This is a genomic window from Arenibacterium sp. CAU 1754 (genome assembly GCF_054482635.1).
On sequence record NZ_JBTLRG010000003.1, the window covers coordinates 142,288 to 167,601 of the forward strand.

General features: G+C 61.5%; 26 protein-coding genes. 9 read left to right on the top strand and 17 right to left on the bottom strand.

All coding sequences use genetic code 11. From position 1 onward, the window contains the following. Positions 1–11: 11 nt before the first annotated feature. Positions 12–446: a DUF1801 domain-containing protein gene (locus ACXYMO_RS13390; RefSeq protein WP_458879219.1), complete on the top strand. Its 435-nt coding sequence runs from the start codon at positions 12–14 to the stop codon at positions 444–446. Here ACXYMO_RS13390 and rnr read toward each other — a convergent pair. Genes rnr through dapE form a run of 3 tightly spaced genes read right to left on the bottom strand, consistent with a single transcriptional unit; the run spans position 415 to position 4,446 of the window. Beyond that, positions 415–2,667: a ribonuclease R gene (gene rnr, locus ACXYMO_RS13395; RefSeq protein WP_458879220.1), complete on the bottom strand. Its 2,253-nt coding sequence runs from the start codon at positions 2,665–2,667 to the stop codon at positions 415–417. The genes ACXYMO_RS13390 and rnr overlap by 32 nt on opposite strands. 52 nt (positions 2,668–2,719) lie before the next feature. Beyond that, on the bottom strand, positions 2,720–3,292 hold the full coding sequence (locus ACXYMO_RS13400; RefSeq protein ID WP_458879221.1) for a TIGR04282 family arsenosugar biosynthesis glycosyltransferase: 573 nt from the start codon (positions 3,290–3,292) through the stop codon (positions 2,720–2,722). Between the two features lie 8 nt (positions 3,293–3,300). Further along, positions 3,301–4,446, bottom strand: coding sequence for a succinyl-diaminopimelate desuccinylase (dapE, locus tag ACXYMO_RS13405; RefSeq protein WP_458879222.1), 1,146 nt, complete (start codon positions 4,444–4,446; stop codon positions 3,301–3,303). 357 nt (positions 4,447–4,803) lie between these two features. Between dapE and ACXYMO_RS13410 the strand changes: the two genes are divergently transcribed. After that, the gene (locus ACXYMO_RS13410) at positions 4,804–5,889 is read left to right on the top strand and encodes a Hint domain-containing protein (protein WP_458879223.1); all 1,086 of its coding nucleotides are present in this window, start codon (positions 4,804–4,806) and stop codon (positions 5,887–5,889) included. A 4-nt stretch (positions 5,890–5,893) separates the two neighbouring features. Here ACXYMO_RS13410 and ACXYMO_RS13415 read toward each other — a convergent pair whose 3' ends face one another. Beyond that, entirely contained in the window at positions 5,894–6,238 is a 345-nt protein-coding gene (locus ACXYMO_RS13415) for a hypothetical protein (protein WP_458879224.1), read from the bottom strand. A gap of 115 nt (positions 6,239–6,353) precedes the next feature. Between ACXYMO_RS13415 and ACXYMO_RS13420 the strand changes: the two genes are divergently transcribed. Beyond that, on the top strand, positions 6,354–7,421 hold the full coding sequence (locus ACXYMO_RS13420; RefSeq protein ID WP_458879225.1) for a transporter substrate-binding domain-containing protein: 1,068 nt from the start codon (positions 6,354–6,356) through the stop codon (positions 7,419–7,421). A gap of 70 nt (positions 7,422–7,491) precedes the next feature. Here the strand turns inward: ACXYMO_RS13420 and dapD are convergent, their stop codons facing one another. After that, positions 7,492–8,319, bottom strand: a complete 828-nt coding sequence (gene dapD / locus ACXYMO_RS13425) for a 2,3,4,5-tetrahydropyridine-2,6-dicarboxylate N-succinyltransferase (protein ID WP_458879226.1) — start codon at positions 8,317–8,319, stop codon at positions 7,492–7,494. 84 nt (positions 8,320–8,403) lie between these two features. Next, the gene (locus ACXYMO_RS13430) at positions 8,404–9,327 is read right to left on the bottom strand and encodes a threonine/serine dehydratase (protein ID WP_458879227.1); all 924 of its coding nucleotides are present in this window, start codon (positions 9,325–9,327) and stop codon (positions 8,404–8,406) included. Positions 9,328–9,402: 75 nt separating this feature from the next. On the opposite strand from ACXYMO_RS13430, the gene ACXYMO_RS13435 reads away from it, so the two are divergent. Then, complete coding sequence (locus tag ACXYMO_RS13435; RefSeq protein ID WP_458879228.1) at positions 9,403–10,245, top strand: LOG family protein; 843 nt, start codon at positions 9,403–9,405, stop codon at positions 10,243–10,245. Positions 10,246–10,434: 189 nt separating this feature from the next. On the opposite strand, the gene ACXYMO_RS13440 is transcribed toward ACXYMO_RS13435, so the two are convergent. The 4 genes from ACXYMO_RS13440 to ACXYMO_RS13455 all read right to left on the bottom strand — a co-directional run bounded on the left by ACXYMO_RS13440 (position 10,435) and on the right by ACXYMO_RS13455 (position 13,402). Continuing rightward, a complete protein-coding gene (locus ACXYMO_RS13440) occupies positions 10,435–10,647 on the bottom strand; it encodes a hypothetical protein (RefSeq protein ID WP_458879229.1) in 213 nt (70 codons plus the stop codon). 124 nt (positions 10,648–10,771) lie between these two features. Beyond that, on the bottom strand, positions 10,772–11,533 hold the full coding sequence (locus tag ACXYMO_RS13445) for a DsbA family protein (protein ID WP_458879230.1): 762 nt from the start codon (positions 11,531–11,533) through the stop codon (positions 10,772–10,774). A 4-nt stretch (positions 11,534–11,537) separates the two neighbouring features. Beyond that, positions 11,538–12,713, bottom strand: coding sequence for a 23S rRNA (adenine(2503)-C(2))-methyltransferase RlmN (gene rlmN, locus ACXYMO_RS13450; protein WP_458879231.1), 1,176 nt, complete (start codon positions 12,711–12,713; stop codon positions 11,538–11,540). Positions 12,714–12,871: 158 nt separating this feature from the next. Then, positions 12,872–13,402: an invasion associated locus B family protein gene (locus ACXYMO_RS13455; protein WP_458879232.1), complete on the bottom strand. Its 531-nt coding sequence runs from the start codon at positions 13,400–13,402 to the stop codon at positions 12,872–12,874. A gap of 187 nt (positions 13,403–13,589) precedes the next feature. Here ACXYMO_RS13455 and ACXYMO_RS13460 point away from each other — a divergent pair, with 187 nt between their 5' ends. Continuing rightward, positions 13,590–14,576: an asparaginase gene (locus ACXYMO_RS13460; RefSeq protein ID WP_458879475.1), complete on the top strand. Its 987-nt coding sequence runs from the start codon at positions 13,590–13,592 to the stop codon at positions 14,574–14,576. Here the strand turns inward: ACXYMO_RS13460 and serB are convergent. Beyond that, positions 14,559–15,470: a phosphoserine phosphatase SerB gene (gene serB / locus ACXYMO_RS13465; RefSeq protein ID WP_458879233.1), complete on the bottom strand. Its 912-nt coding sequence runs from the start codon at positions 15,468–15,470 to the stop codon at positions 14,559–14,561. The genes ACXYMO_RS13460 and serB overlap by 18 nt on opposite strands. Positions 15,471–15,719: 249 nt before the next feature. On the opposite strand from serB, the gene ACXYMO_RS13470 reads away from it, so the two are divergent. Together ACXYMO_RS13470 and serA are read left to right on the top strand one after the other, a co-directional pair. After that, complete coding sequence (locus ACXYMO_RS13470) at positions 15,720–16,874, top strand: phosphoserine transaminase (RefSeq protein ID WP_458879234.1); 1,155 nt, start codon at positions 15,720–15,722, stop codon at positions 16,872–16,874. A 71-nt stretch (positions 16,875–16,945) separates the two neighbouring features. Continuing rightward, positions 16,946–18,541, top strand: coding sequence for a phosphoglycerate dehydrogenase (serA, locus tag ACXYMO_RS13475; RefSeq protein ID WP_458879235.1), 1,596 nt, complete (start codon positions 16,946–16,948; stop codon positions 18,539–18,541). A 72-nt stretch (positions 18,542–18,613) separates the two neighbouring features. Here serA and ACXYMO_RS13480 read toward each other — a convergent pair whose 3' ends face one another. Together ACXYMO_RS13480 and ACXYMO_RS13485 are read right to left on the bottom strand one after the other, a co-directional pair. After that, positions 18,614–18,994 (bottom strand): hypothetical protein, encoded by a 381-nt coding sequence (locus tag ACXYMO_RS13480; protein WP_458879236.1) that lies wholly within the window; start codon positions 18,992–18,994, stop codon positions 18,614–18,616. 21 nt (positions 18,995–19,015) lie between these two features. Further along, complete coding sequence (locus ACXYMO_RS13485; protein ID WP_458879237.1) at positions 19,016–19,465, bottom strand: cupin domain-containing protein; 450 nt, start codon at positions 19,463–19,465, stop codon at positions 19,016–19,018. Between the two features lie 162 nt (positions 19,466–19,627). Here ACXYMO_RS13485 and ACXYMO_RS13490 point away from each other — a divergent pair, with 162 nt between their 5' ends. Together ACXYMO_RS13490 and ACXYMO_RS13495 are read left to right on the top strand one after the other, a co-directional pair. Further along, on the top strand, positions 19,628–20,563 hold the full coding sequence (locus ACXYMO_RS13490) for a LysR family transcriptional regulator (protein ID WP_458879238.1): 936 nt from the start codon (positions 19,628–19,630) through the stop codon (positions 20,561–20,563). 78 nt (positions 20,564–20,641) lie between these two features. After that, positions 20,642–21,370, top strand: coding sequence for a metallophosphoesterase family protein (locus ACXYMO_RS13495; protein WP_458879239.1), 729 nt, complete (start codon positions 20,642–20,644; stop codon positions 21,368–21,370). Positions 21,371–21,444: 74 nt separating this feature from the next. Here the strand turns inward: ACXYMO_RS13495 and ACXYMO_RS13500 are convergent, their stop codons facing one another. Genes ACXYMO_RS13500 through ACXYMO_RS13515 form a run of 4 tightly spaced genes read right to left on the bottom strand, consistent with a single transcriptional unit; the run spans position 21,445 to position 25,254 of the window. Continuing rightward, on the bottom strand, positions 21,445–22,413 hold the full coding sequence (locus ACXYMO_RS13500) for a PLP-dependent cysteine synthase family protein (protein ID WP_458879240.1): 969 nt from the start codon (positions 22,411–22,413) through the stop codon (positions 21,445–21,447). Between the two features lie 5 nt (positions 22,414–22,418). Continuing rightward, positions 22,419–23,456 carry an L-threonine 3-dehydrogenase gene (gene tdh / locus ACXYMO_RS13505; protein ID WP_458879241.1) on the bottom strand — a complete coding sequence of 346 codons (1,038 nt, stop codon included), beginning with the start codon at positions 23,454–23,456 and terminating at the stop codon, positions 22,419–22,421. Next, positions 23,453–24,070: a class I SAM-dependent methyltransferase gene (locus ACXYMO_RS13510; RefSeq protein ID WP_458879242.1), complete on the bottom strand. Its 618-nt coding sequence runs from the start codon at positions 24,068–24,070 to the stop codon at positions 23,453–23,455. Before ACXYMO_RS13510 ends, tdh begins: the two co-directional genes overlap by 4 nt. After that, on the bottom strand, positions 24,070–25,254 hold the full coding sequence (locus ACXYMO_RS13515) for a glycine C-acetyltransferase (protein ID WP_458879243.1): 1,185 nt from the start codon (positions 25,252–25,254) through the stop codon (positions 24,070–24,072). Before ACXYMO_RS13515 ends, ACXYMO_RS13510 begins: the two co-directional genes overlap by 1 nt. Between the last annotated feature and the right edge of the window lie 60 nt (positions 25,255–25,314).

Below are 25,314 nucleotides of genomic sequence, written 5' to 3' on the forward strand. Positions count from 1 at the left end.
GTGCCTTTGCCATGACCCGGCCCTTTGGCAGCCCACAGGTCGAAACGGCCTTTAACCTGCCCGATCCGCTGGCGCGCGTCGGGCTTTTGACGCTGCGCGATCTGATCTTTGAAACAGCCGACCGGTTGCCGGACGTCGGGCCGATCGAAGAAACCCTGCGCTGGGGGCAACCGGCCTATCTGACCCCGAAGACCAAATCTGGCACGACCCTGCGGTTAGGTGTGCCAAAAACGATGCGTTTTGCATTGTTCGTGCACTGCCAGACCAGCGTGATTGCCGAGTTCACCCAGACATTTCCAGTATGGGACAAGATCGACGGCACCCGCGCCGTTCTGTTCGATCACCCGAATGAGATCGATCCCCTGCGCCACGGCTGGCTGATCACCCGTGCGCTGACCTATCACAAGCCGCAGCTTAGCGACGTTTGCGCGCCACCTTGCGCTTGACCTTGTCGCTTTTGCGCTTGGACTTTGACACCTTGCGGCGCGGACTGCGGCCCGCCGGGCTTTGGCCGCGGGACATGGCCTTGCCGTCCAGCGTCAGCAATTCCAGTTCCAGACCGCCGGTGACCGGCGTCGCCTCGGCCAGTCGCACGGTGACGCGCTGACCGATGCTGATCAGCAATCCGCTGTCCGACCCCATCAGCGTTCCGGCCTGATTGTCAAAGTGGAAGTATTCCCGCCCCAAAGTGCGGACCGGCACCAGGCCATCAGCGCCTGTTTCGTCCAGCTTCACAAAGACACCAAACCGCGCGATCCCGCTGATCCGACCGGTGAATTCATTGCCGACCCGTTCGCTCAGATAGGCGGCCAGATACCGGTCGGTGGTGTCCCGTTCCGCCATCATCGACCGGCGTTCGGTGTCCGAAATATGCTGTGCCGTGGTCTCCAGCTTGTCCATTTCCTCGGGGCTCAGCCCGTCCTTGCCCCAGCCATGCGCTGAAATCAGCGCCCGGTGCACGATTAGGTCGGCATACCGCCGGATGGGCGAGGTGAAATGCGCGTAATGCGCCAGCGCCAGACCGAAATGGCCGAAATTTTCAGGACTGTAATAGGCCTGTGTCATCGACCGCAGGGTCGACAGGTTGATCAGTTCCGAAACCTCGGTTCCGGCCGCCTGGTTCAGCAACTGGTTCAGATGCCGGGTTTGCAGAACCTGCCCCTTGGCCAGGTTGAACCCTGCCGATTGCGCGGTTTCCCGCAGGCTCTCCAGCTTTTCGGGCGACGGTTCTTCGTGCACCCGGAACAGGAGAGGCGACCGTTTGGCAATCAGGGTTTCCGCCGCACAGACATTTGCCAGGATCATGAATTCTTCGATCAGACGATGGGCATCCAGTCGGTCGCGGAATTTGACCGAGGTGACGGTGCCATCGTCATCCAGTTCGATCTTGCGTTCGGGCAGGTCCAGTTCCAGCGGCTGACGCACCTCACGCGCACTGTGAAGGGCCTTGTACGCGGCATAAAGCGGGCGCAAAACAGGCTCTAACAAGGGTTCGGTGCGGTCATTCGGGGTGCCGTCGACCGCCTGCTGCACCTCATCATAATGCAGCGACGCGACCGAACGCATCATCCCGCGCACGAATTTGTGGCCGACCTTGTGGCCCTGGGCGTCAATCTGCATGCGCACGGCAAGACAGGCGCGCGGCACGCCTTCGTGCAGGGAACACAGATCACCCGACAGCCGGTCGGGCAGCATCGGCACCACGCGGTCCGGGAAATAGGTGGAATTGCCCCGCTTGCGCGCCTCGCGGTCCAGTGCGGACCCCGGCGTGACATAGGTCGCTACATCCGCAATCGCGACCCAGATCACATGGCCGCCGACATTCTTGGGGTCGTCATCCGCATGCGCGTAACAGGCATCATCATGGTCGCGCGCATCCGCCGGATCGATCGTCAGCAGCGGCATGTCGCGCAAATCTTCGCGCTGGCCCAGACCCACGGGTTTGACGCTGTCGGCCTCGGCGATGGCGGAATCCGAAAAATGATCGGGGATGCCGTGCTGATGGATCGCGATCAGCGAAACGGCGCGCGGCGCGCTTGGATCGCCCAACCGTGACACGACCCGCGCCCGGGGCAGACCCATGCGCGATTTTGGCCCGGCCTGTTCGGCCTCGACCAGTTCACCGTCCTTGGCCCCCATGGTGGCATCGGATGCCACTGTCCATTCATTCATCCCGGCTTTGTCGATGGGCATAATCCGCCCGCCTTCGGCCCCTTGCCGGAACACGCCCAGGATTTTCAGGGGGTTGGTGCCGATGCGCCGGATCAGCCTGGCCTCGTAATTGTGGTCCTCTTCCTTGACCACGGTCAGGCGGGCCAGAATGCGGTCGCCTTCGCCCAGCGCCGGGTCAGAGGCGCGCGGGATGATCAGGATGATCGGCTCCACCCCTTCGCCATGCCATTCGAGAGGCCGGGCAAACAGATCACCATCCGCATCGGGCGCCTTGACCTGCAAAACGCTGACGGGCGGCAACCGGTCGGGGTCGCGGTAACTGCGCTTGCGCTTTTCCAGATGGCCCTCGGCTTCCAGCTCTTTCAGCATCCGCTTGAGGTCGATCCGCGCCGCGCCTTTGATGCCAAAGGCCTTGGCGATGTCGCGCTTGGAATTGAGGGTCGGGTTGGCTGAAATCCAGTCGAGAATTTCGGCCTTCGTGGGAATACGGCTCATGTCCGTGGCGTAACACGGACCGTCTGCGCCGTCATCGGGAAAAACGCGCGTTTCATCGCAGGTCTGCGGCGGTGTCCACATCGTTCAGGCAATCGACCAACGCGACCCGCCTGTCTTTCAGCGCCGCCATGCTATCGGTCAGCGCATGTTCGGTTGACCATCGGACCGGTCCGAACATGCCCGGTCGCGCCCTGCGGGCCGATTTCACCCCGACCAGCCAATAGCCGCCGTCCGGGGCCGGACCAAACACCGCATCATGGTCACCCAGCGCGCGAAAGGCGCGGGCGATATGCGCGCGTGTGATCGCAGGAATATCCGCACCGATCACGCAGACCGGTCCGGTCCCGGCCGCGTTCATGACCCGCCCCATGCGATGCCCCAGATCGCCGCGCCCCTGCGCGATGCGGCGCAGGTCCGAGGGCCAGATTCGGCTGTTTAGACCCTGATAATCGGGCGAAACCGCCAGAACGATGTCCCACCGGGGGTCACGTACCCGGCGCAAAAGGGCGCGGGTTTGATGGCGAAACCACCAGGCGGCAGCCACCAGTCCAATGTCCCGGCCCAGCCGTGTTTTCACCCGTCCCGGGCGCGGTTCTTTCACCATGACAATCAGGGTGGGGCGCATCGGCCCGCTCAGGCAAAGTAATCGGTCAGGATACGCTGATAGATCGCTTTCAGCTGGTGGATATGTGCGACCTCAACATGCTCATCCACCTTGTGCATGCTTTGGCCAACCAGGCCGAATTCAACCACCGGGCAATGGTCCTTGACGAACCGCGCGTCTGACGTGCCACCGCTGGTAGACAGAACAGGTTTCAGGCCGGTTTCGGCCTCGACCGCCGCAGCGACCAGATCAGATAATTCGCCGGGCGGGGTCAGGAAACTTTCGCCCGAGATTTTGACACGCATGTCGATGGCAACACCGAAGTCTTCGGCGACCTTGTCCACCTCGCCCTGCAACCATTCGGTCAGGCTGGCGCCGGAATGGGTGTCGTTGAACCGGATGTTCACTGTCGAGCGGCATTCGGCCGGAATGACGTTGGTTGCCGGATTTCCCGTGTCTATCGTAACCACGGCCAGAGTGGACGCATCAAAATGGTCCGTCCCGTCGTCGAGCGTATGTGACGCCAACCGATCCATCAGTCGCGCCATCGCCGGCAGCGGGTTGTTCGCCCGGTGCGGATAGGCCGAATGTCCCTGTGTTCCGACCACGGTGAAAAACGCGGTCATCGAGCCGCGCCGCCCGATCTTCATCATGTCGCCCATGGTCTGGGGGCAGGTGGGTTCGCCCACCAGACAGACCGACATCGCCTCGCCCGCCTGATCCATGTAGTCAAGCAATGCGGTGGTCCCGTCCAGCGCATCGCCTTCCTCATCCCCGGTGATGGTCAAAATGATCGCCCCGTCGGGGGGCGTATCGCGCACGAAATCAATGGCGGCGGCGGCAAAGGCGGCCACGCCCGATTTCATGTCGGTGGTGCCGCGTCCGTACATCACACCGCCTTTTTCCTCGGCCCCAAAGGGCGGCATGGTCCACGCGGCCTCATCCCCGACGGGCACCACATCAGTGTGACCGTTGAACCCGAAACTGCGCGCGTGCCCTTTGGCGCCCCACCGCGCGAACAGGTTGCTGACCCCGCCGCGGTCGGCGCGGGTGCATTCGAACCCCGCCTCGCTCAGCACGCGTTCCAACAGGGTCAGCGCGCCCCCCTCTTCGGGCGTGACCGATGGGCAGCGAACCAGGTCTGCGGTCAAACGGGCGGCGTCGGTGTCGGGCATGTCTCATGTCTCCTGGCGTGGCGGCGGGCCAGCGGCGGCCCGGTTGCGCCAGACTTGTGACGAAAAGGACGCGATGCCAACCCCCTTGGGTGCAATTGTGCTTAACAGCCGGGGATTCCCCGTGCTAGCAATTGAGCATAATAATGACCCGAGGCAGGGCATCCAGCAGTAAGGCCACACACACAGGCCGTGGCCACCCCCGCGCAAACAGCGCGGTTACAGTTGCATGACGGGGTAAACCCCGCACCGCATGCCATGCCTTGCAAAAAAGACGTGAGGCGCCCGCATGGCAACGGCACAAGCACAGCACGACAACCCATGTCCAGCGCAGGGCGGCGTTTTCGCCGAGACCCCAAGATGAGCTGGTTTGCGGTTTCAGATCACGACGAAAACTGGTTCACGGCGCCGGACGATCCGGCAGACCCCGGGACCAGAGTGACAGACCCAGACGCATTGATGACGCGCGGTACGATTGTCATCGAAATGCGGCTGCCGGTCCTGATCCGCCCCAAAATGCTGTTCTTTTACAATCAGGGTGGCGACTGGCCGCTGCTGGTGTCGGTTCAGGCCCTGCCCAGCGGCGGATTGACCCTGATCCTGGATCAGGGGGGCGACGTGACCCACCGCCTGTTCAGCTGTTCCGAAGGCGGGCGCTCGGACTCACTGCGGCTGACCTATTGCTGGGATGCGCCCAGCCGTCGGGCGCGGCTGACGCTGGAGCGGCCCGGTCATGCCAAGTTCGACATATTGCCGATCGATAATCCCAAACCCTTTCGCCTGCGCGATCTGGTCGCGATGATGCAACCCGGCGAAAACCGGTTCTTTGCGCCCGAAGTGATCTACATGGCGTGTTCTTCCGGGATCGAGCCGGTGGGTCCCGTGCCCTCGCTGGCGCCCGAAACCCCCATCGCAACGCCCTATGGGTACCGTGCCGCCGGCGATCTGCGCCGGGGGGACATTGTCATCACGCCCGAAGGCGAAGGCGTGCCCGTGCTCTGTAATCTGGCGCGTACCGTTCCTGCCCTGGGCAGCTTTGCGCCCGTGTGCCTGCGCGCCCCCTATTTCGGGCTGAAACAGGATATCACCGTCGCGCGCACCCAGCGTCTGGTGCTACGCGGGTCCGAAGTCGAATACCTGTTCGGACGCGAGGCCGTTCTGCTGCAGGCCGCGCATGTCAGCGACGGGGCATCCTATGCGCCCGAACGAAAGACACGGTTCATTCGATATTGCCAGCTTCTGTTGCCCAATCACGAGGCGATGGACACCGCCGGAACCGCAGCGGAAAGTTTCTATATCGGACGTCTGCGCCGCAAACCCGACCGGCTGCGCGCCAGCATCCTGGCCCATCTTGAACGGAGCCGCCTGCCCGAACATGGCCATTCCATGTATCCGATGCTGAAAGCATTCGAAGCGAACGTGCTGGGCGAACATCGCGTCGCCTGAGACGTCAGACGGTTTCGTCCGGCCCCTCACCGAAAAACGGCGTCATTTGCGCAACGATGACGGCGTTTTCTTCCATCGCACGCAGCATGAGGGCACGTTCTTCATCGTCGATCTCATGGCCCTGCGCTTCGCGTTCTTCGAGTGAGCCATAGCCCGTGACGTCCAATGGTGCGGTGTCGGCCTGTTTCAGAACAGCGACCGTTTCACGCACGGCTTCGGCCTCGTCCACGCCGGACGCGAAACACATCAGCGCCGCGCCGGTGGCGCCTTTGGGCAGGCCGTCGCCTTGCTTGCGGCCGATCTGCACCAACAGGGTGTAAACGGCATGCTGTTTCTTGGTTTTTACCATGCCGGCTGGTTCGCAGAACCTTTCCCGGCTGACAAGCCCCTTTTGCTTATCCGCTTGGATTGTCCCACATCCCACGGTAGAAAAGACCCCTAAGACTTTGGGGATAAATTCAACGATGAACCGACTGATCTGCCACGTTCTGGCGGTCCTGCTATTTGCTGTGCCATTTGCAGGTTCCGCCGTGGCACAAAATGAACCGCTGACCTTTGCTACAATCGAACGCCCGCCGTTCGCATTTCGAGAAAAAGGCGAATTGACCGGGTTCACTATCGACGTGATGCGCGCCGTTGCGGACAATCTGGGACGTGAAATCAATTTCACGATGACCGAGAGTTTCCCCGAAATGCTGGGCGCTGTCATGGCCGGAGAGGTCGATGGAGCTGCCGCCAATATCTCGATCACCGCCGACCGCGAGGCCGAGATGGATTTCTCCCTGCCGATCTATGAAAGCGGTCTGCAGATCATGGTGCCGATGGACGAAGGTGGCAGCAGCCTGATGCGCGCCCTGTTCGACCGCGAACTGTTGATCCTGTTCGTGGCGGCCTTTGCCATGCTGTTCGGAGCCGGCATGCTGATGTGGCTGTTCGAACGCCACAAGCAGCCCTATTTCGACCGCCCGGTGGACGATGCGATGTTTCCCGCGTTCTGGTGGGCGCTGAACCTTGTGGTGAATGGCGGATTCGAGGAACGCATGCCCCGCTCAATCCCCGGCCGCCTGCTGAGCGTGACGATGGTCATCTCCAGCCTGTTCCTGCTGTCGGTCTTTGTGGCCCATATCACCGCATCCCTCACGGTCGAGGCGATTTCCGGTTCGATCCAGAACATCAGCGATCTGGACGGGCGCAGGGTTGCGACCACATCCGGGTCGACGGCGAATGCCTATCTGGAAAAACGCGAAATCGGCCACACGACCTATGACCGGCTCGACCAGTTGCTGGCCGCTATTGCCGACGGCGAACTGGATGCGGTGGTGTTTGACGGTCCGATCTTGTCCCACTATGCGGCGACCGAAGGTCTGGGCAAGGTGCGCCTGCTTGAACGGGTGTTCCGCCCCGAAGATTACGGCATCGCACTTGCGGCGGGCAGCCCGCTGCGCGAACAGATCAACCGCAGCCTGCTCAGCCTGCGCGAAAGCGGCGCTTATGCGGATATTACACAGCGGTGGTTCGGTCAGAGGAACTGACGCGGGACTGCTTGGGTCCATCGGGGGCGGGCGCATCGGCGCACCGCCCCTTTTTAGCCTGGCGACAGGATCAGTCGCGCAGCAATTCGTTGATACCGGTTTTGGACCGGGTTCTTTCGTCAACGCGCTTCACGATCACGGCGCAATACAGGCTGACGTTGTTCTTGGACGGCATCGACCCGGCCACGACGACCGAATAGGGCGGCACTTCGCCATACATCACTTCGCCGGTTTCACGATCGACGATCTTGGTCGACTGGCCGATGAACACACCCATGCCCAGAACCGACCCTTCACGCACGATGCAGCCTTCGACCACTTCGGAGCGCGCGCCGATGAAACAGTTGTCTTCGATGATGGTCGGACCTGCCTGCATCGGTTCCAGCACGCCGCCGATTCCAACACCGCCGGACAGGTGCACGTTCTTGCCGATCTGCGCGCAGCTTCCCACGGTGGCCCATGTGTCGACCATCGTGCCCTCGTCGACGTAAGCACCAAGGTTCACGAAAGACGGCATCAGCACCACGCCCGGCGCGATGAAGGCCGATTTGCGCACGACACAGTTGGGAACGGCGCGGAACCCGGCGGCCTTCCACTGGTTGTCGCCCCAGCCTTTGAACTTGCTGTCGACCTTGTCCCACCAGCCGCTGCCCTGCGGGCCGCCTTCCTGCTGTTCCATGTCCTTGATGCGAAAGCCCAGCAAAACGGCCTTTTTCGCCCACTGGTTCACGTGCCAGCTGCCATCGGCCTGTTTCTCGGCCACGCGCAGTTTGCCGCTGTCCAGCGCATTCAGTGTGTCTTTGATGGCCTCGCGGGTTTCACCGGTGGTTTCGGGTGTGATGGTATCGCGGGCTTCCCACGCGGATTCAATTGCGGTTTCTAGCTGGGCGTTGGACATGTCTGCGCTCCCTGAACTGTCAGAATAAGTTGCAAAGCCCTATAGCGGCAGGTCAACGGGCGCACAATGCGCCCTTTCGGCCAGCTACAGGAAAGGATCAGGCGCGATATTGGCGCCGCAGACCAGAACGGCGACTTTTTCGCCCGGCGCAGGGCGATAGGCGCCCGACATCAGCGCCGCCAGCGCCGTGGCACCTGCCGGTTCCACCAATTGCCGCCGTTCGCGCCACAGGGCGTGTTGCGCGGCGGTAATCGCCTGATCGCTGACCAGAACCGATTGCGCCCCGGTCTGAACCGCCAGATCGAAACAGATCGACCCAATGCGCCGCGCGCCCAGCGCATTGGCGGCCACGCCCGAAACCTCGACATCCACGGGTTCGCCCGCTGCCAGAGCCGCATTCAGCGCGCAGGATGTTTCAGGTTCGACCGCGACAACCTTGCGCGCGCCCTGCAGCCAGCCCATGGCCCCGGCGATCAACCCGCCGCCACCAACCGCGATCAGGACCGTATCGGCCTGTAATCCCTGCTGTTCCCATTCGCGCATGCAGGTGCCTTGGCCCGCCACGGTGCCAACCGCGTCATAGGCATGGATCTGCATCGCGCCGGTCCTGGCCTCATGCGCCTGGGCCTGCTCCAATGCGTTGGCATATTCACCGGGCACCACGCTCAGCTCGGCCCCGGTGTCGCGGATCAGCGCGATCTTGGAGGCGCCCGCCATTTCCGGCACAAAGATATGCGCCTTGTATCCCAGGCTGCGCGCGGCAAAAGCCGCCGCCGCGCCATGATTCCCGCCGCTGGCGGCCACGACCCCGGCCGCAGGCACATCGCTGGACAACAGCGTGTTGAAGGCACCGCGCGCCTTGAACGTGCCGGTGTGCTGCATCTGCTCCAGCTTCATCTCGACCGGATGGGACAGGCCGAACCCCTGCACGGAAAACACCGGGGTTTTCACCACGTGGTCGTTGATCCGCGCCGCTGCTGCAACGATCTCTGAATTCCAATCCGTCATAATATTCCTGTCACTGGCCTTGCTGTCGGGAACCCTATAGGGCTGAACAAAACGCGCAACCAAGGAAGTTACGACATGAGAGACGACCGCCTCAGCCCGTTTCGCGACGCCCACACGGACCGGGATACGGCCACGCATGTGCCGGACACGCCGCAAACCCGCGCGCCGGCCTATCGTCTGGCTTTTGCCGATGACGATTTCATGTGCCAGGACGAATTGCGGCCCGTCCGTCTTCAGCTGGAACTGCTGAAACCCGAAATGCTGCTGAATGAACACCAGATCAAAAGCACGGTCGTCCTGTTCGGCGGCGCGCGCATTCCCGATCCGGTGAACAAGGACAAGGCCCGCACCCAAACACTGGCCGACCTGTCGCAGTATTACGACGAGGCACAGGAATTTTCCCGGTTGATGACGCTGAAGTCAAAGGAAACCAACGGGCGCGAACATGTGATCGCCACTGGCGGCGGCCCCGGCGTGATGGAGGCCGGGAACCGCGGTGCCCACGAAGCGGGCGGCCATTCCATCGGGCTGAATGTCGTCCTGCCCCATGAACAGGCGCCCAACGCCTATGTCACGCCGCACCTGTGTTTCAACTTTCACTATTTCGCCATTCGCAAGATGCACTTTCTCATGCGGGCCAGCGCGATCTGCGTGTTCCCCGGCGGGTTCGGCACCATGGATGAAATGTTCGAATCCCTGACCCTGATTCAGACCGGGCGGATGGAACGTGTGCCGTTCCTGCTGTTCGGGAAAAAATTCTGGGACAATGTCATCAACTGGGATGCGCTGGCCGATGCCGGAACAATTTCGGATGAGGATCTGGACCTGTTCCGCTTTGTCGAAACCGCGCAAGAGGCGGTTGACCTGATCGAGAACTGGGAGCCTGCGCCCGCGCGGGAAAAATTGCCGGGGCGCTAGGATCGGGGATGGGATTTCCCGGTTGTCGTTCACTGGTTAACGCATTGAACGGGGAGAACTTGTTAATCCGGAGATGTTTCGCACGCGAAACGCGACTCCGCTGATCACTTTAAAAACAACAACCGGGACACCCTGATCGGCGCCATGAATTGACGGTGCCGGTCTATTCGGGGGTTTGCCCGAATTCAATTATTGAATGTAGCTGGCGGGCAAAATGCCCAGTTCGGTGCCATGCGGCAGCTTTGTCACGATCTGGTCTTCGCCGGCATCTTCGATGCCATAGCCAAAGCCAGCCATGCGGAATTTCCATTCACGGGGCGACAATGCCTTCTTCTTTTCTTCGCGCAGCAGTTCCAGAAGCGGGGCGTCAAGAATACTGTCGCCAAATTTTGCCTGTGCCATAATCATGTCCTTGCGAGTACGTGTTAACCAGTAAGGCAACATTCGCTTGGCAACCGGGCCGAAATTTACCCGTATCAGGGTAATTTCAGGGCGGATTACACCAATTGTGGCAAAGCCGCGAAGGTCAGAAACACATCGGCGACCCAACCGCCGCTTGCCGTTCAAGGGTCACGAGGCGGCGAAACTCTGCCCGCTCGATCCGGCCTATGACCAGGGTCCGCCCGATCAGGGTCGCCGGAGTTCCTATAATCCCGAACACGGCGGCAATGTCGCGGGTGGTCTCGATGCGGGTTGTCGTTTCGGCGCCGGACGCGTCCTCCGCCAGCCGCCCGGCGTCCAGGTCGAGGGCCTCCGCCACTGCCTGCGCCCCCGCCAGACTGGGTGGGACCGCACGCTGCATCAGATGGCGGTGGGCCGGAACGTATTGGCCCTGTTTCCCGGCGGCGATGGCAAGGCGCGCGGCCGCGTCCGAGCGGGGGCCCAAAAGCGGCAGATCGTGCCAGACAGGGTGAATGGGTGTGCCGTTTTCGGCCTCGGACAGGATCAGCGCGCTCAGCGCGGGGCAATAGGGACATCTGTAATCGGTGAAAACGGCCACGGGCAGCGCATCACCGAACTCCGCCGCTGTGCCAAAGGCCGCAGCGCAGGGCGCGGCGGCGATGCTGTTGCGCCGTTCGATCCGTTCGGGCGGCAAGATATCAATGCCGGCCAGAAAAACATCGCCCGCCGCAGACAGCGGCCCGCCCGTCAGGCGCCGAAACCCCGGCAGGCCGGGAATGGGTTCGAAATCAAAAGGGGGTTTAAACAGGCGCGCCGCACGCGGGGCGGCGATGGCAAGGCCGACGGCCCCCGCCGCGATCAGAACATCCCGGCGGCGCATCGGCATGGGGTTAAATCCCTGCCTCGGTCTCGATCTGGCGTTTGGATTTGCGCGCGCGCTCGGTCGCCGATTTCAGCTGCCCACAGGCGGCCATGATATCTTCGCCACGCGGGGTGCGGATAGGGCTGGCATACCCCGCCTTGTAAATGATGTCGGCAAAAGCGCGGATACGGTTGTTGGAGGACCGTTTATAGGGCGCGCCGGGCCATTCGTTGAACGGGATCAGGTTGATCTTGGCCGGGATGCCCTCGATCAGCTTGACCAGGCGGCGTGCGTCTTCGTCCGTATCGTTCACCCCTTGCAGCATCACGTATTCAAAGGTGATCCGCTCGGAATTGGACACCTTGGGATAGCTGCGCAGCGCGTCCAGAAGCGCCGCGATATTCCAGCGCTTGTTGATCGGAACCAGCGTGTCCCGGGTTTCATCCGTCGTGGCGTGAAAGGACACCGCCAGCTGACACCCGATTTCCTGCGCGGTGCGGGCGATTTCTGGCACCACGCCCGATGTGGACAAGGTGATCCGGCGGCGCGACAGCTGAATCCCCTCGGGGTCCATGGCGATTTTCATCGCGTCGCGCACGTTTTCAAAGTTGTATAGTGGCTCGCCCATGCCCATCAGAACGATGTTGGACAAAAGGCGGGTTTCGTCCTTGGGCGCGCCCTGTTCGGGCCATTCATCCAGATCGTCGCGCGCCATCATGACCTGACCGATGATCTCACCGGCCGTCAGGTTGCGCACCAGTTTCTGGGTGCCCGTGTGGCAGAACGAACAGGTCAGCGTGCAGCCAACCTGCGAAGAAATGCACAGCGTTCCGCGCCCGTCCTCGGGGATATAGACAACCTCGACCTCATGCCCGCCGGCGATACGCACCAGGTATTTGCGGGTGCCATCCTCGCTCACCTGTTTGGAAACGACCTCGGGGATTTCGATCACGAATTTCTCGGCCAGATCGGCGCGGTATGCCTTGGCCAGGTTGGTCATCTGGGCAAAGTCGCGCACGCCCCACTGATACACCCACTGCCAGATCTGACCGGTGCGCATCTTGGCTTGCTTTTCCGGTGTCCCGGCGGCGATCAGCGCCTCGCGCAGCGCGTCGCGCGTCAGGCCGATGATATTCACCGGCCCCTCGGGCAGTTTCCGGGGGATGGTGACAACATCCTGCGTGATCGGTGCGGTTGGGCTCATCTGTTCGACTCGTGTTTGCGCTGAAGGACACGATATAGGGCAGGTCGCGCCCGATTTGAACGTTTAAATCCGTTCAGACCGTGATCAGGCCTGTGGCGGCCTGCTCATCAGGTCGTGTCCGGGGCGGCACAAGCCGACCTCTGGTCAAATTTGAACCGTTACTTGGAGCAGCGTTTTTCAGCGTCTTCCAGGGCCGCGGTAAAGCCCAGAAGCGAGAATGTGTCCTTGGTCTGGGTGCCCCGCGACGACCGTGCGGTCAGCACCGCCTGTGCGCCGCGCTTCATCGCGGTGATGATCTTGGCATCATCCGCCGCCGTGGCCGGCCAGGCCCATTCACCTTCGGAAAACAGTTCGAATTCGGTCCCGGAGACGTTCAGGTTCACTGTGGACCCATCCGCAAAGGGATAGCCGCCAGTAAAGGTGACCTGTCCGTTAACCCCGGCGCCTGGACGGAAGAACACCATCAACAGGATGTCGCTGCGCTTGACGGCAACGACGCGCCCGTCGCGCGTGTTCACGGTTTCCTTGGGCGCCGAAACGCTCCAGCATTCGGTCGGGTCGTCTTCGACAAAAACACTCCAGTCGGTTTTTGACGCGACCCGGTTTGTGCTTTGATCCTGCGCGAATGCGGTTGTGGCCAATCCGGCCAAACACAAGCCCGCGATGCCCCGGGCAAGTTTCGATTTCATTGTCCAGCCTCCAGACTGTCCTTTACCTCAATAAAATGGGGCGCTTGCGGTCTTGTTCAAGCCGTCTTTCATGCGGTCCCCGTCGCTTGCCGACACAAGCACACTAACGTAAATTGCACCATGGGCGAAAGAGCGATTGGCATGATTTCGCCAAGATTTGAGGTGTTCCGTGAAACCATCCGTTCCCATGGCCGAAATCTGGCGCGGCCCCCTTTTGGAAAGTCGCCATTCCGGACATGCCGTCATCTGTGATGACAAGGGTCAAATCCTGCACAGCTGGGGCAACCCGCAAGAGGTGATCTATCCCCGGTCCGCGATCAAGATGATCCAGGCCCTGCCGCTTTTGACATCGGGTGCGGCGGACAAGTTCGGCCTGACCAGTGAACAGCTTGCGCTGGCCTGTGCCTCGCACAATGGCGCGGCGATCCATACCGATCGCGCCCGGGCGTGGCTGGGTCAACTGGGGCTGGACGATACGGCCCTGCGGTGTGGTCCGCAGATGCCTGATGACAAAACGGCGCGCTATGGTCTGATCCGTGCCTATGAAGAACCCTGCCAGGTGCATAACAACTGTTCCGGCAAGCATTGCGGATTCCTGACCCTGTCGGCGCATATGGGCGCGGGACCCGAATATGTCGACATCGACCATCCGGTGCAGCAGGCATGCCTGAACGCATTCGAAGAGGTCACCGACCTGACCAGCCCGGCCTATGGCATCGACGGATGTTCAGCCCCGAATTTCGCATCCACCGTGCATGGCGTGGCCCGCGCGATGGCATGGTATGCCTCGGCCGGCGCACGCAGCGACCGGGCCAGCACATCGGCCCGACGCCTCGTCGAGGCGATGATGCAGCATCCCGACCTCGTCGCTGGCGAGGGGCGCGCCTGCACGGCGCTGATGCGCGCGATGAAGGGGCAAGGCGCGGTGAAAACAGGCGCCGAAGGCGTGTTCGTCGCCATTCTGCCCGAGCTTAAGCTGGGCATCGCGCTGAAAATTTCGGACGGGGCAACACGGGCGAGCGAATGCGCCATCACCGCGATGCTGATCGGGTTGGGTGTTCTGGATGCCGAAGATCCGGTGGCGCGCCAGTATTGCAACGCAGTGATGACGAACCGTCGCAATATCGAGGTGGGCTCAATCCGGCCCGCGCCCGAGCTATTGGCCGGGCTGTAGCGCCCGATCCGACGCCGCGACGTTTGCGAATTCGTCCTGCGCGTATCCTTGCAGGTACAGCAGCGCGGTCAGATCACCGTGGTTGATCCGCACATCGCATTCGGCCGCGACCGTCGGTTTTGCGTGCAGCGCGACGCCGGTACCGGCCCGGTGCAGCATGCCCAGATCGTTGGCGCCGTCGCCCACGGCGATCACGTCGGATTCGGAAATGCCAATCCGGGCCGAGATCTGCTCAAGCGCCTCGACCTTGGCCGCGCGGCCCAGGATCGGACGGGCCACGTCGCCGGTCAGCAGACCATTGTCGATCAACAATGTGTTTGCACGGTTTTCGTCAAATCCCAGCCTGTCGGCAACAGACGCGGTGAATGACGTGAACCCCCCGGACACTAGAACCGCGTAACCGCCGTTCGCCTTCATCGTCGCAACAAGGGCCGCACCGCCGGGCATCAGGGTGATGCGTTCGGCCAGCACCTTTTCGATCACGGACGCGGGCAGACCTTTGAGCAACCCGACCCGTTCGGTCAGCGCGCCTTCGAAATCCAACTCGCCGTTCATGGCGCGGGCGGTGATATTCTTGACCCGCTCGCCGACCCCGGCCTCGTCCGCCAGTTCGTCGATGCATTCCTGCTGAATCATGGTGCTGTCCATATCGGCCAACAGCATCTTTTTGCGTCGCTCCTGTGCCGGCTGCACAACCAGATCGACGCCCATGTCCTGCAGGTCCGACCAGACATCCCAGCGATTGTCCGGCATGTCCTGCATCGAAAATTCCGCAGCCTCGTCCGGGGCCAGCCATTGAGCATCGCCCCCACCCCACGCGTTGCGCAGGGAATCAACCAGCGACGGATCAAGCCCGCGCCGGGTGGGTGAGGTCAACAGGGTCGCAAAATACATGCAGCAGTCTCCGAATTTCGCGGGCTGACTAGACCAACGCCGCGCGGTTTACCAGTGCATCCGCATCACCGGCCCAATGCGCGCCCACAAATGGGCAAGTTTCCTATCGGGAACAGGCGTGTCGCTTTTGTCGGACCAAGCGACGGTTTGTCTGTTTTTTCCCACTTGCGCAAAACTGAAACCGCCCGTATCTCCGCCCGTGGGACACCCTTCCCCAACGAAGGGCATTTATCTGGAAGGATACCAGCAATGGCTATTCAAGCTCCGGCCGCACGGCCGGCTAATCCGCGTTTCTCTTCTGGCCCCTGTGCCAAAATCCCCACATTCGATCTGAACAAGCTGGCCGATGCGCCGCTGGGCCGTTCGCACCGTGCCGCCATCGGCAAGGAAAAGCTGAAGGCCGCGATCGAAGAAACCCGTGAAATTCTGGGCATCCCGGCCGATTACAAGATCGGCATCGTGCCCGCGTCGGACACCGGCGCCTTTGAAATGGCCATGTGGAACCTGCTGGGCGCGCGGTCCGTCGAAATGCTCGCCTGGGAAAGCTTTGGTGCCGGCTGGGTCACCGATGTGGTCAAACAGCTGAAACTGGATGCCGAGGTCAAGACCGCCGACTATGGCGAAATCGTCGACCTGACCACTGTCGATTTCAACAAGGACGTTTGTTTCACCTGGAACGGTACCACATCGGGTGTCCGCGTGCCCAACGGTGACGTGATCCCCGCTGATCGCGCCGGCCTGACCCTTTGCGACGCCACATCCGCCACATTCGCGATGGACCTGCCTTGGGACAAACTGGATGTGACCACGTTCAGCTGGCAAAAGGTGCTGGGCGGCGAAGCGGCCCATGGCATGCTGATCCTGAGCCCCCGTGCCGTCGAGCGTTTGGAAAACTACACCCCCGCATGGCCGCTGCCGAAAATCTTCCGCCTGACCAAGGGCGGCAAGCTGATCGAGGGCGTGTTCAAGGGCGAAACCATCAACACCCCGTCGATGCTCGCCGTCGAGGATTACCTCGTGGCGCTGGACTGGGCCCGTTCGATCGGTGGTCTCAAGGGCATGATCGCCCGTGCCGATGCCAACACCGCCGCCGTCACCGCTTTTGTTGAGGCGAACGACTGGATCGATTTCCTGGCCGTCGACCCGGCGACCCGATCCAACACGTCGGTCTGTCTGAAGTTCACCGATGAGCGCATTCAGGACGGCGCGACCTTTGCCAAGGCCGTCGCCAAACGTCTGGAGACCGAGAACATCGCGCTGGACATCGGCGCCTATCGCGACGCGCCTGCGGGCCTGCGCATCTGGTGCGGATCGACCGTGGAAACCTCGGACGTCGAGGCGATGCTGCCCTGGCTCGCCTGGGCCTTTGAGGCCGAGATCGACGCCCAGGCAAAAGCCGCCTGACTCCCAAAAACATCGTAGTGGTGGGGTCTTCCCCCACCGCTCCCCGATATTCTCAATCAAGGACCAAAATCATGGCCCCCAAAGTACTCGTCTCTGACAAACTGTCCCCCACCGCTGTTCAGATTTTCCGCGACCGCGGCATCGAGGTGGATTTCGAACCCGATCTGGGCAAGGACAAGGACAAGCTGGCCGAAGTGATCGGCAAGTATGACGGCCTCGCGATCCGCTCGGCCACGAAAGTCACCGAAACCATCCTGCGCAATGCCGACAACCTCAAGGTGGTTGGCCGCGCGGGCATCGGCACCGACAACGTCGACAAGGACGCCGCGTCGAAAAAAGGTGTGATCGTCATGAACACACCCTTCGGCAACATGATCACCACGGCCGAGCACGCCATCGCGATGATGTTCGCCGTTGCCCGCCAGATCCCCGAAGCGTCGGCCTCGACCCACGCGGGCAAATGGGAAAAGTCCAAGTTCATGGGTGTTGAGCTGACCGGCAAGACGCTGGGTGTGATCGGTGCCGGTAATATCGGCGGCATCGTGTGCGACCGCGCCCGTGGTCTCAAGATGAAGGTCATCGCATATGACCCGTTCCTGGGCGAGGAAAAGGCCGAGAAGATGGGCGTTGAAAAGGTCGATCTGGATGAGTTGCTGGCGCGTGCCGATTTCATCACCCTGCACGTGCCTCTGACCGACCAGACCCGCAACATCCTGTCCAAGGAAAACCTGGAAAAGACCAAGAAAGGCGTGCGCATCATCAACTGTGCCCGCGGCGGTCTGATCGACGAAGAGGCGCTGGCCGATCTGCTGAAATCGGGCCATGTGGCCGGTGCGGCACTTGACGTGTTCGCCGTCGAACCCGCCAAGGAAAACGTGCTGTTCGGCCTGCCCAACGTCGTCTGCACCCCGCACCTGGGCGCGGCAACCACGGAAGCACAGGAAAACGTCGCCCTGCAGGTTGCCGAACAGATGTCGGATTACCTTCTGACCGGTGCCGTGACCAACGCGCTGAACATGCCGTCGGTCACCGCCGAAGAGGCCAAGGTCATGGGCCCGTGGGTCGCCTTGGCCGGTCACCTTGGGTCGTTCATCGGGCAGATGACGGACGAGCCGATCAAGGCGATCAACATCCTTTATGACGGGTCGGTCGCCGAAATGAATCTTGAGGCGCTGAACTGTTCGGTTGTCGCCGGCATCATGAAAAAGGCCAACCCGGATGTGAACATGGTCAGTGCCCCTGTTGTCGCCAAGGAACGTGGCATCAAGATCAGCACCACCAACCAGGACAAGTCGGGCGCGTTCGAAGGTTATATCAAAGTAACCGTCGTCACAGATAAGCGCGAACGCTCCATCGCCGGGACCGTGTTCAGCGACGGCAAGCCGCGGTTCATCCAGATCAAGGGCATCAACATCGATGCCGAGGTCGGGGCGAACATGCTTTACACCACGAACGAGGACGTGCCCGGCATCATCGGTATCCTGGGTAAGACGATGGGCGAAAACGGCGTCAACATCGCCAACTTTACCCTGGGCCGGGCCCAGGCCGGTGGCGAGGCGATTGCGCTGCTCTATGTGGATGCCGAAGTGCCCGCGGATGTCCGCAAAGAGCTGGAAGACACCGGTTTGTTCACACAGGTCAAACCGCTGTCATTCGACGTCGCCTGATCCCTGTCATCATCGAAAAACCGAACCGCGCGCCGAACACGGCGCGCGGTTTTTTCAGACCTGAAAGATCGTTCAGACCGCGTTGCTGGATTGGCCTTGCCGCAACACGATGAGGCCAAACACAAGCATTGAAACGACCGTTATCAATGAACCAATCTGTGCCAGAACAGGTGTCGTTTCGCGGATCGCCAAAACGATCCCAGGCACCAACAGCGCCACACCAGCCACAGCCAGGCCCAGATGCACGCGAGGCAACAGGCCCTGCGCCGCGCCGGGCACCAAATGGTAGTAAAACGCAAAGATCGAAAAACTGACCCAGCCCAACAGGTTCAGATGCGCATGCGCTGGTGAAAACGTGTGATCATGTGTTGCGCTCATCTGGATTCCCCAGACCATCCCGATCACGACAGTCAGAATACCCAATGCGAAAAAGTAAAACGAAAGTCCCTTCATGTTCCCTTGCCCTTGTTGTTTTTAATCATCATCGCTCAATGGCGGGCCAGTGAATTCCAGTTCAAAGGCCCGGCCGATTTCCACGACTTTTTCCATGTCCTGAGGTATCCGGCAGGCCCCATCCGACATCCGGCGAAAGAACCCTTCGAAGCCACCCGGTGTCAGGATGACCAAATGCCGGGAGGGGGTGTTTCCCACCACACGAAACGTGTGATTTGTCCCGCGCGGCACAAATACCGTGTCACCAGGCCCCTTGATCGTGCGCGTTTCTTCCACCCAGAATTCGCATTCACCCGTGAGTATGACAAAGGCTTCGTCGGCGTTGTGATGAATGTGACGCGGTGGCCCGGAATTGGGCGGGCTGACCGAGTCGACAATCGACATGGCCCCGCCTGACTGATCCGGCGAGAGAATATCGCGATACTGCACTCCAAGCCATTCATAGGCCCCGGTGCCGAGAATATGATCCATTTCCAATTTTTTCCTTCCATTTTGAACCGTGCCGAAAACCTGGGCGCACATGCGATAACATGCTGAACAGAAAATTTTTTCGACCCGATCATAAGTGAAAGGACTGTGGCAAAAGATTTGTCATCTGTGTAATTGATTAATTGTATGGTATTTATTTATCCCATGAATTTATTGTCCTTTGACCTGAACCTGCTGCGCGTGCTGGACGCTTTGTTGCAAGAAGGGTCCACCGTGCGCGCCGGGGCGCGCATCGGCCTGAGCCAGCCAGCCGTGTCCGCAGCTTTGGGGCGATTGCGCATGGCACTGGACGACCCGTTGTTCGTGCGTCATGGCCAACGGCTGGAACCAACCGAATACGCCCGCGCGCTCGCCGATCCATTGCGCCGAACTCTGGACGACATTGAGACAATGATTTCCGGACCGGGCAGTTTTGATCCGATGAAGGCTGTCGAAACCTTCAAATTGTCGGGCAGCGATTTCTTTGCGGAAATGCTCATGCCCGCGCTAGGCGATCACCTGTCACGCGTAGCCCCCAATGTCAGGGTGCAACTGGTTGATCTGGTGCCTGACAACTATGTCGACACCCTTGAAAACTATGAGGTCGACATTGCGCTGATCCCCAAAATGGAACATCCCAGCTGGGTGGATTGGCAGCCGTTGTTTCGGTCAGGGTTCGTCATGATTGCGCGCCGCGGTCATCCACGCCTGGCACGTGCCCGATTGCAACCGGGCGATGTTATTCCCATCGACCTGTTCTGTGACCTTGGCCATATCCTGTTTTCTCCCGAAGGAAACCTCAGAACGATGGGTGATGCGGCGCTGGCGGCTGCTGGCAGAGAGCGGCGCGTCGTCATGACGATGCCTGTATTCTATGGCGTGTCCCGCGCTGTGGCCGAAAGCGACCATGTCGCCTTGTTGCCGGAACAATTGGCAGCTCGTCTGTCCGGATCGATGGGCCTTGATATCTATGAACCTCCGATGCCCATTGCCAAGCCGGAAATCGGAATGATCTGGCACAAGCGTGCGTCGAACGCCCCGGCACACCGCTGGATACGCGATCAGATCGCGCAATTGATGGAACCGCTGAACAACGATTGAAACCGGGCGCTGTCGCGGTGGCTATTTCCGCAGTCCTGTGGCACATCGAGGTCGTCAGGCTTTTGGACGGTATGGATAATGCAAAGTTCGATTTACGCAGTTGGCGATATTCACGGACAGATCGACTTTCTGGAACAGGCGCTGGACTGGATCGCAGCCGATGGCGGCCCCGACGCCGAGATCGTGTTTGTCGGCGATCTGGTGGATCGTGGGCCCGACAGCCGGGGGGTGATCGAACTTTTGATGCAGGGACAGGCATCGGGTCGGCCCTGGCAGGTGATCAGGGGCAACCATGATCGAATGTTCGCCCGGTTCCTGAGCGAGGGCATCATCCACGACGCGCGGATCAAATCGGGGATCAACTGGCTCAATCCTCGGCTGGGCGGGATCACCACCTTGCAGTCCTATGGCGTATCGAACCCGGAGGAGGCGCGCCTGGAAAGAACCCTCGCCGAGGCGCGTGAAGCGGTGCCCCAGAAACATCTGGACTATCTTAAGGGGCTGCCCTTTTACGTCGAACGGTCAGACAAGTTATTCGTCCATGCGGGCATTGTGCCCGGTGTCGCCCTGGAGGAGCAAGACGATGAAGACCTGATCTGGATCCGCGATCCATTCCTGAACGACACGCGTGAACATCCCTGGCTGGTGGTGCATGGGCACACGGCCATCGACATGCCGTTTCATCATGGCAACCGGGTCAACATGGATGGCGGCGCGGGGTATGGTCGGCCGATTTACCCGGCGGTGTTCGAAGGATCACAATGCTGGCTGCTGGGAGATGGCGGGCGGATTCCGCTGGTTCCCTGATGGCCCCCGTTGGAGGGGGCTCTGCCCCCGCTGCCCTGCGGGCAGCCCCCCGGAGTTTTCCCCGCAAGATGAAATCAGGGGGCGGGATCATCCCAGAGATCGGTGGACAGGTATTTCAGTCCGCTGTCGCAGATCAAAACGCCGATCGTTCCCCCGCGTTCCGGGCCGTCGAGCAGGCTGAGCGCGGCAGCGACATTGGCCCCTGCCGAGAAACCCGCGAAGACACCTTCGGTCAGGGCGAGCGCGCGGGTGGTGTCGCGCGCGTGGCTGCCTGTTACGCGCAGATATCCATCCACCGGCGCGCCCGCCAGTTGGGTCAGGTCCGCCATGGCATAGCCGCCCCCCTGGATCGGATGGGCCGGGTTGCTGACTGTCTGGCCGCCCAGAATTGCGGCGCCTTCGGGTTCAACCACATATCCGCGCAGATCGGGGTTTTGCGATTTCAGATAGGGAACGATCCCGCCATAGCTGCCACCTGAACCGACGAAATCAACGAAAGCGGTCAGGGTTTCGTCGCTGTCGCGCCAAAGTTCGGGTCCGGTGGTGTCGAAATGGGCGCGTGCGTTGCCGGGATGATTGAACTGATCGGCGCGAAATGCGCCGAGATCCGCCGTCAGGTGACGGGCCGCATCCTCGACCCGGGCAAGGTCATCGCCGGAGACCTGGCCCGGAATGCTGCCGGGGGCCTGATCGACCAGCACCACCCGCGCGCCAAGGGCTGACATCATGCGCGCGCGTTCAGGCGAATTTCCCCGGCTCATCACCGCGACAAAGGGATGGCCGCGCTGCGCACAGACGATGGCAAGACCGGTGCCCATGTTGCCGCTGGTCAGTTCCACCACGGTCTGGCCCGGTTTCAGCGTTCCGTCGGCCCGGGCCGCCGTGATGATGCCCAGCGCGGCGCGGTCTTTTTTCGAAAAACCGGGGTTCAGATAGTCGAGCTTGGCCATGATCCGACCGGTCAGACCATGCGCCTTGATCAGACGGTCCAACCAGATCGACGGGGTGTTGCCGATCACGTCGACGATGGAACTTCCGGCCATTGGGATCAGGTCCAGTCCAGTATTACCTTGCCGCTTTGACCCGATCGCATGACGTCAAAGCCCTGTTCAAAGTCGTCCACCGCGAAACGGTGCGTGATCACCGCGCTGACGTCCAGCCCGTTTTGCAGCATTGCGATCATCTTGTACCAGGTTTCGAAAATCTCACGCCCATAGACGCCCTTGATCGTGATGGCCTTGAAGACGATGCGGCTCCAGTCGACGGGGGATTTTCCCGGCGGGATACCCAGAAGGGCGATGCGCCCGCCCATGACCAGCGATTCGACCATCTGGTCCAACGCCAGCTGATTGCCCGACATTTCCAGCCCGACGTCAAAGCCCTGTTTCAGCTTGAGACGGGTTTTGACGTCGTTCAGGTCCTCATGCGCGACGTTGACCGCAGTGACGTCCGCCACCTTGGCCGCCAGGTCGAGACGGGTTTGATTGACGTCCGTTATCACCACGTTGCGCGCGCCCACATGACGGGCAACGGCCGCGGCCATGATGCCGATGGGACCGGCACCGGTGATCAGCACATCCTCGCCCACCAGATCAAAGCTGAGCGCGGTATGCACCGCGTTGCCCAGGGGATCGAGGATCGCGCCGATGTCATCGGAAATCTCATCCGGCAGGGGAACAACGTTGAACGCGGGCAGGCGCAGGTACTGGGCAAAGGCCCCCGGTTCGTTCACGCCGATGCCGCGTGTCGCCGGATCAAGGTGGAACTTGCCCGCGCGGCTCTGACGCGAGGTCTTGCCGATCAGATGCCCCTCGCCCGAGCAGCGCTGACCGATTTCGAGCCCCTCGACATCGCGACCCATGTCGACGATCTGGCCGGCAAATTCGTGCCCCGTGATCAGCGGCACAGGCACGGTTTTCTGCGCCCAGTCGTCCCAGTTCCAGATATGCACATCCGTGCCGCAGATACCGGTCTTGTTGATCCGGATCAGCACATCGTCGGGGCCTATTTCAGGCACCGGCGCCTGCACCATCCACAACCCTTCGCGGGCATGAGATTTCTCAAGCGCCTTCATCGTGTTGGTCATGCTGCGCCCTCCCTTTCCAGCGCGATCCAGCTCCACGTCACACCGGCCAGGCGGTTGTGCTTCTGTTGCGACCCGGTCTTGATGTGATCGAGCAATCGGAAACCCGCGCGGCGGGCATTTTCGATCTCGGCCACGGGTTCAAGCGTTTCGATGGGGTGATCGGGTGACGCCGAGCCGAGCCGCAGCGAGATCAAAGCGCGCCCGCCGGGGCATGTGATTTCAGCCAGGCGTGTTATGGCGGCGAGACGCGATGTCCCGTCCAAGTGGTGCCAGACCGCATTGACGAGGACGAAGTCGAACGCCCGTCCCTTGAGAGTGATCAGGTCGGGAAGTACGTCGGCAACCCATTCAATGCGCGCGCCATGCCGCGCCTGGCCCGCGGCCCGCAGCCCGGCCGTGGGTTCGACTGCCGTGACGCTATGACCGCGCGCGGCGAACCACGCCGCATCCCGGCCCGTCCCGGCGCCAATGTCGATGATCCGGGACGCAGTTTGGGGAAGATAGGCCGTAAAAGGGGCAAGGATCGCATCAGTCTCCACAGCGTCGTACCGCGGGATCAGATGCTCGGCATTCTCGGCATATATGGTGAGCGTCGATTTAACTCCCGTTGCCATCAGATGACCCCCTCGGCCTGGCCAGCGGCCTTGAACGCGACCAGCGCCCGGTCCAGATCATCCCGCGTCAGCGCCGCGTTCATTTGCGTCCGGATGCGGGCCTGCCCATGCGGGACGACCGGAAAGAAAAACCCCGAAACATAGACGCCCTCATCAAACAGGCGGGCGGCCATTTTCTGGGCCAGCGGGGCGTCGCCCAGCATGACGGGAATGATCGGATGTTCGCCGGGCAACAGGTCAAAGCCCAGACCGGTCAGACCTGCGCGCCAATAGGCGGCGTTTTCAAACAGGCTGGCGCGCAGGTCATCGCCCTGTTCGACAAGGTCGATCGCCTTGATCCCGGCGGCTACGATGGCCGGGGGCAGCGCGTTGGAAAACAGGTAGGGGCGCGCGCGCTGGCGCAAGAGGTCGATCACCGGCTGCGGTCCGGCGACATACCCGCCGATGGCCCCGCCCAGCGCCTTGCCCAGGGTTCCGGTCAGGATATCGGCGCGGGTGCCGAAATGGGCCGGGGTGCCCGCCCCCTTTGGCCCCATGAACCCGGTGGCGTGGCAATCATCGACCATCAGGATCGCGTCATATTGATCGGCCAGCGCGCGGATGTCCGGCAGTTTGGCCAGATAGCCATCCATGCTGAACACGCCGTCGGTGGCGATCATGATGTGGCGGGCCCCGTCGGCGCGGGCGGTTTTCAACTGTGTCTCAAGATCCCCCATATCGGAATTGGCATAGCGATAGCGGCGCGCCTTGCACAACCGGATCCCGTCAATGATCGAGGCATGATTCAAAGCGTCGGAAATCACCGCGTCCTCGGGCCCGAGAAGAGGCTCGAACAGCCCACCGTTGGCATCGAAACAGGCGGCGAACAGGATCGAATCATCCATGTCCAGAAACCCGGCCAGCCGGGTTTCCAGCTCTCGGTGCAGATCCTGCGTGCCGCAGATGAACCGCACGCTGGCCATGCCGAACCCCTTGGGGTTCATGATCTTGCACGCGGTGGCAATCAGATCGGGGTGATTGGCCAGACCCAGATAGTTGTTGGCGCAGAGGTTGATCAACTGCCGCCCGCCCACCGTGATTTCACCGCCCTGGGGCGATGTGATGGGGCGCTCGATCTTGGTCAGACCTTCGGAGTCGATCTCGGCCAGGGTTTGAGTGATGTGGGACAGGAATGCTTGGGACATGGGCAGGCTCCTTTGCGCCCATGTCTATCATAACGGATTAATATCCGAAATAGGGGATAT

Coding starts and splice junctions, on each gene's coding strand:
- ACXYMO_RS13480 (WP_458879236.1), bottom strand. CDS start 18,994: ATGAAGGGACTTTCGTTTTACTTTTTCGCATTGGGTATTCTGACTGTC.
- ACXYMO_RS13415 (WP_458879224.1), bottom strand. CDS start 6,238: ATGGTAAAAACCAAGAAACAGCATGCCGTTTACACCCTGTTGGTGCAG.
- ACXYMO_RS13470 (WP_458879234.1), top strand. CDS start 15,720: ATGGCTATTCAAGCTCCGGCCGCACGGCCGGCTAATCCGCGTTTCTCT.
- rnr (WP_458879220.1), bottom strand. CDS start 2,667: ATGAGCCGTATTCCCACGAAGGCCGAAATTCTCGACTGGATTTCAGCC.
- ACXYMO_RS13510 (WP_458879242.1), bottom strand. CDS start 24,070: ATGGCAACGGGAGTTAAATCGACGCTCACCATATATGCCGAGAATGCC.
- ACXYMO_RS13430 (WP_458879227.1), bottom strand. CDS start 9,327: ATGACGGATTGGAATTCAGAGATCGTTGCAGCAGCGGCGCGGATCAAC.
- dapE (WP_458879222.1), bottom strand. CDS start 4,446: ATGCCCGACACCGACGCCGCCCGTTTGACCGCAGACCTGGTTCGCTGC.
- ACXYMO_RS13495 (WP_458879239.1), top strand. CDS start 20,642: ATGCAAAGTTCGATTTACGCAGTTGGCGATATTCACGGACAGATCGAC.
- ACXYMO_RS13420 (WP_458879225.1), top strand. CDS start 6,354: ATGAACCGACTGATCTGCCACGTTCTGGCGGTCCTGCTATTTGCTGTG.
- ACXYMO_RS13440 (WP_458879229.1), bottom strand. CDS start 10,647: ATGGCACAGGCAAAATTTGGCGACAGTATTCTTGACGCCCCGCTTCTG.
- ACXYMO_RS13515 (WP_458879243.1), bottom strand. CDS start 25,254: ATGTCCCAAGCATTCCTGTCCCACATCACTCAAACCCTGGCCGAGATC.
- ACXYMO_RS13490 (WP_458879238.1), top strand. CDS start 19,628: ATGAATTTATTGTCCTTTGACCTGAACCTGCTGCGCGTGCTGGACGCT.
- ACXYMO_RS13410 (WP_458879223.1), top strand. CDS start 4,804: ATGAGCTGGTTTGCGGTTTCAGATCACGACGAAAACTGGTTCACGGCG.
- ACXYMO_RS13455 (WP_458879232.1), bottom strand. CDS start 13,402: ATGAAATCGAAACTTGCCCGGGGCATCGCGGGCTTGTGTTTGGCCGGA.
- ACXYMO_RS13445 (WP_458879230.1), bottom strand. CDS start 11,533: ATGCCGATGCGCCGCCGGGATGTTCTGATCGCGGCGGGGGCCGTCGGC.
- ACXYMO_RS13400 (WP_458879221.1), bottom strand. CDS start 3,292: ATGCGCCCCACCCTGATTGTCATGGTGAAAGAACCGCGCCCGGGACGG.
- dapD (WP_458879226.1), bottom strand. CDS start 8,319: ATGTCCAACGCCCAGCTAGAAACCGCAATTGAATCCGCGTGGGAAGCC.
- ACXYMO_RS13500 (WP_458879240.1), bottom strand. CDS start 22,413: ATGGCCGGAAGTTCCATCGTCGACGTGATCGGCAACACCCCGTCGATC.
- serB (WP_458879233.1), bottom strand. CDS start 15,470: ATGTATTTTGCGACCCTGTTGACCTCACCCACCCGGCGCGGGCTTGAT.
- serA (WP_458879235.1), top strand. CDS start 16,946: ATGGCCCCCAAAGTACTCGTCTCTGACAAACTGTCCCCCACCGCTGTT.
- ACXYMO_RS13460 (WP_458879475.1), top strand. CDS start 13,590: ATGGCCGAAATCTGGCGCGGCCCCCTTTTGGAAAGTCGCCATTCCGGA.
- ACXYMO_RS13390 (WP_458879219.1), top strand. CDS start 12: ATGACCCGGCCCTTTGGCAGCCCACAGGTCGAAACGGCCTTTAACCTG.
- tdh (WP_458879241.1), bottom strand. CDS start 23,456: ATGACCAACACGATGAAGGCGCTTGAGAAATCTCATGCCCGCGAAGGG.
- ACXYMO_RS13435 (WP_458879228.1), top strand. CDS start 9,403: ATGAGAGACGACCGCCTCAGCCCGTTTCGCGACGCCCACACGGACCGG.
- ACXYMO_RS13485 (WP_458879237.1), bottom strand. CDS start 19,465: ATGGATCATATTCTCGGCACCGGGGCCTATGAATGGCTTGGAGTGCAG.
- rlmN (WP_458879231.1), bottom strand. CDS start 12,713: ATGAGCCCAACCGCACCGATCACGCAGGATGTTGTCACCATCCCCCGG.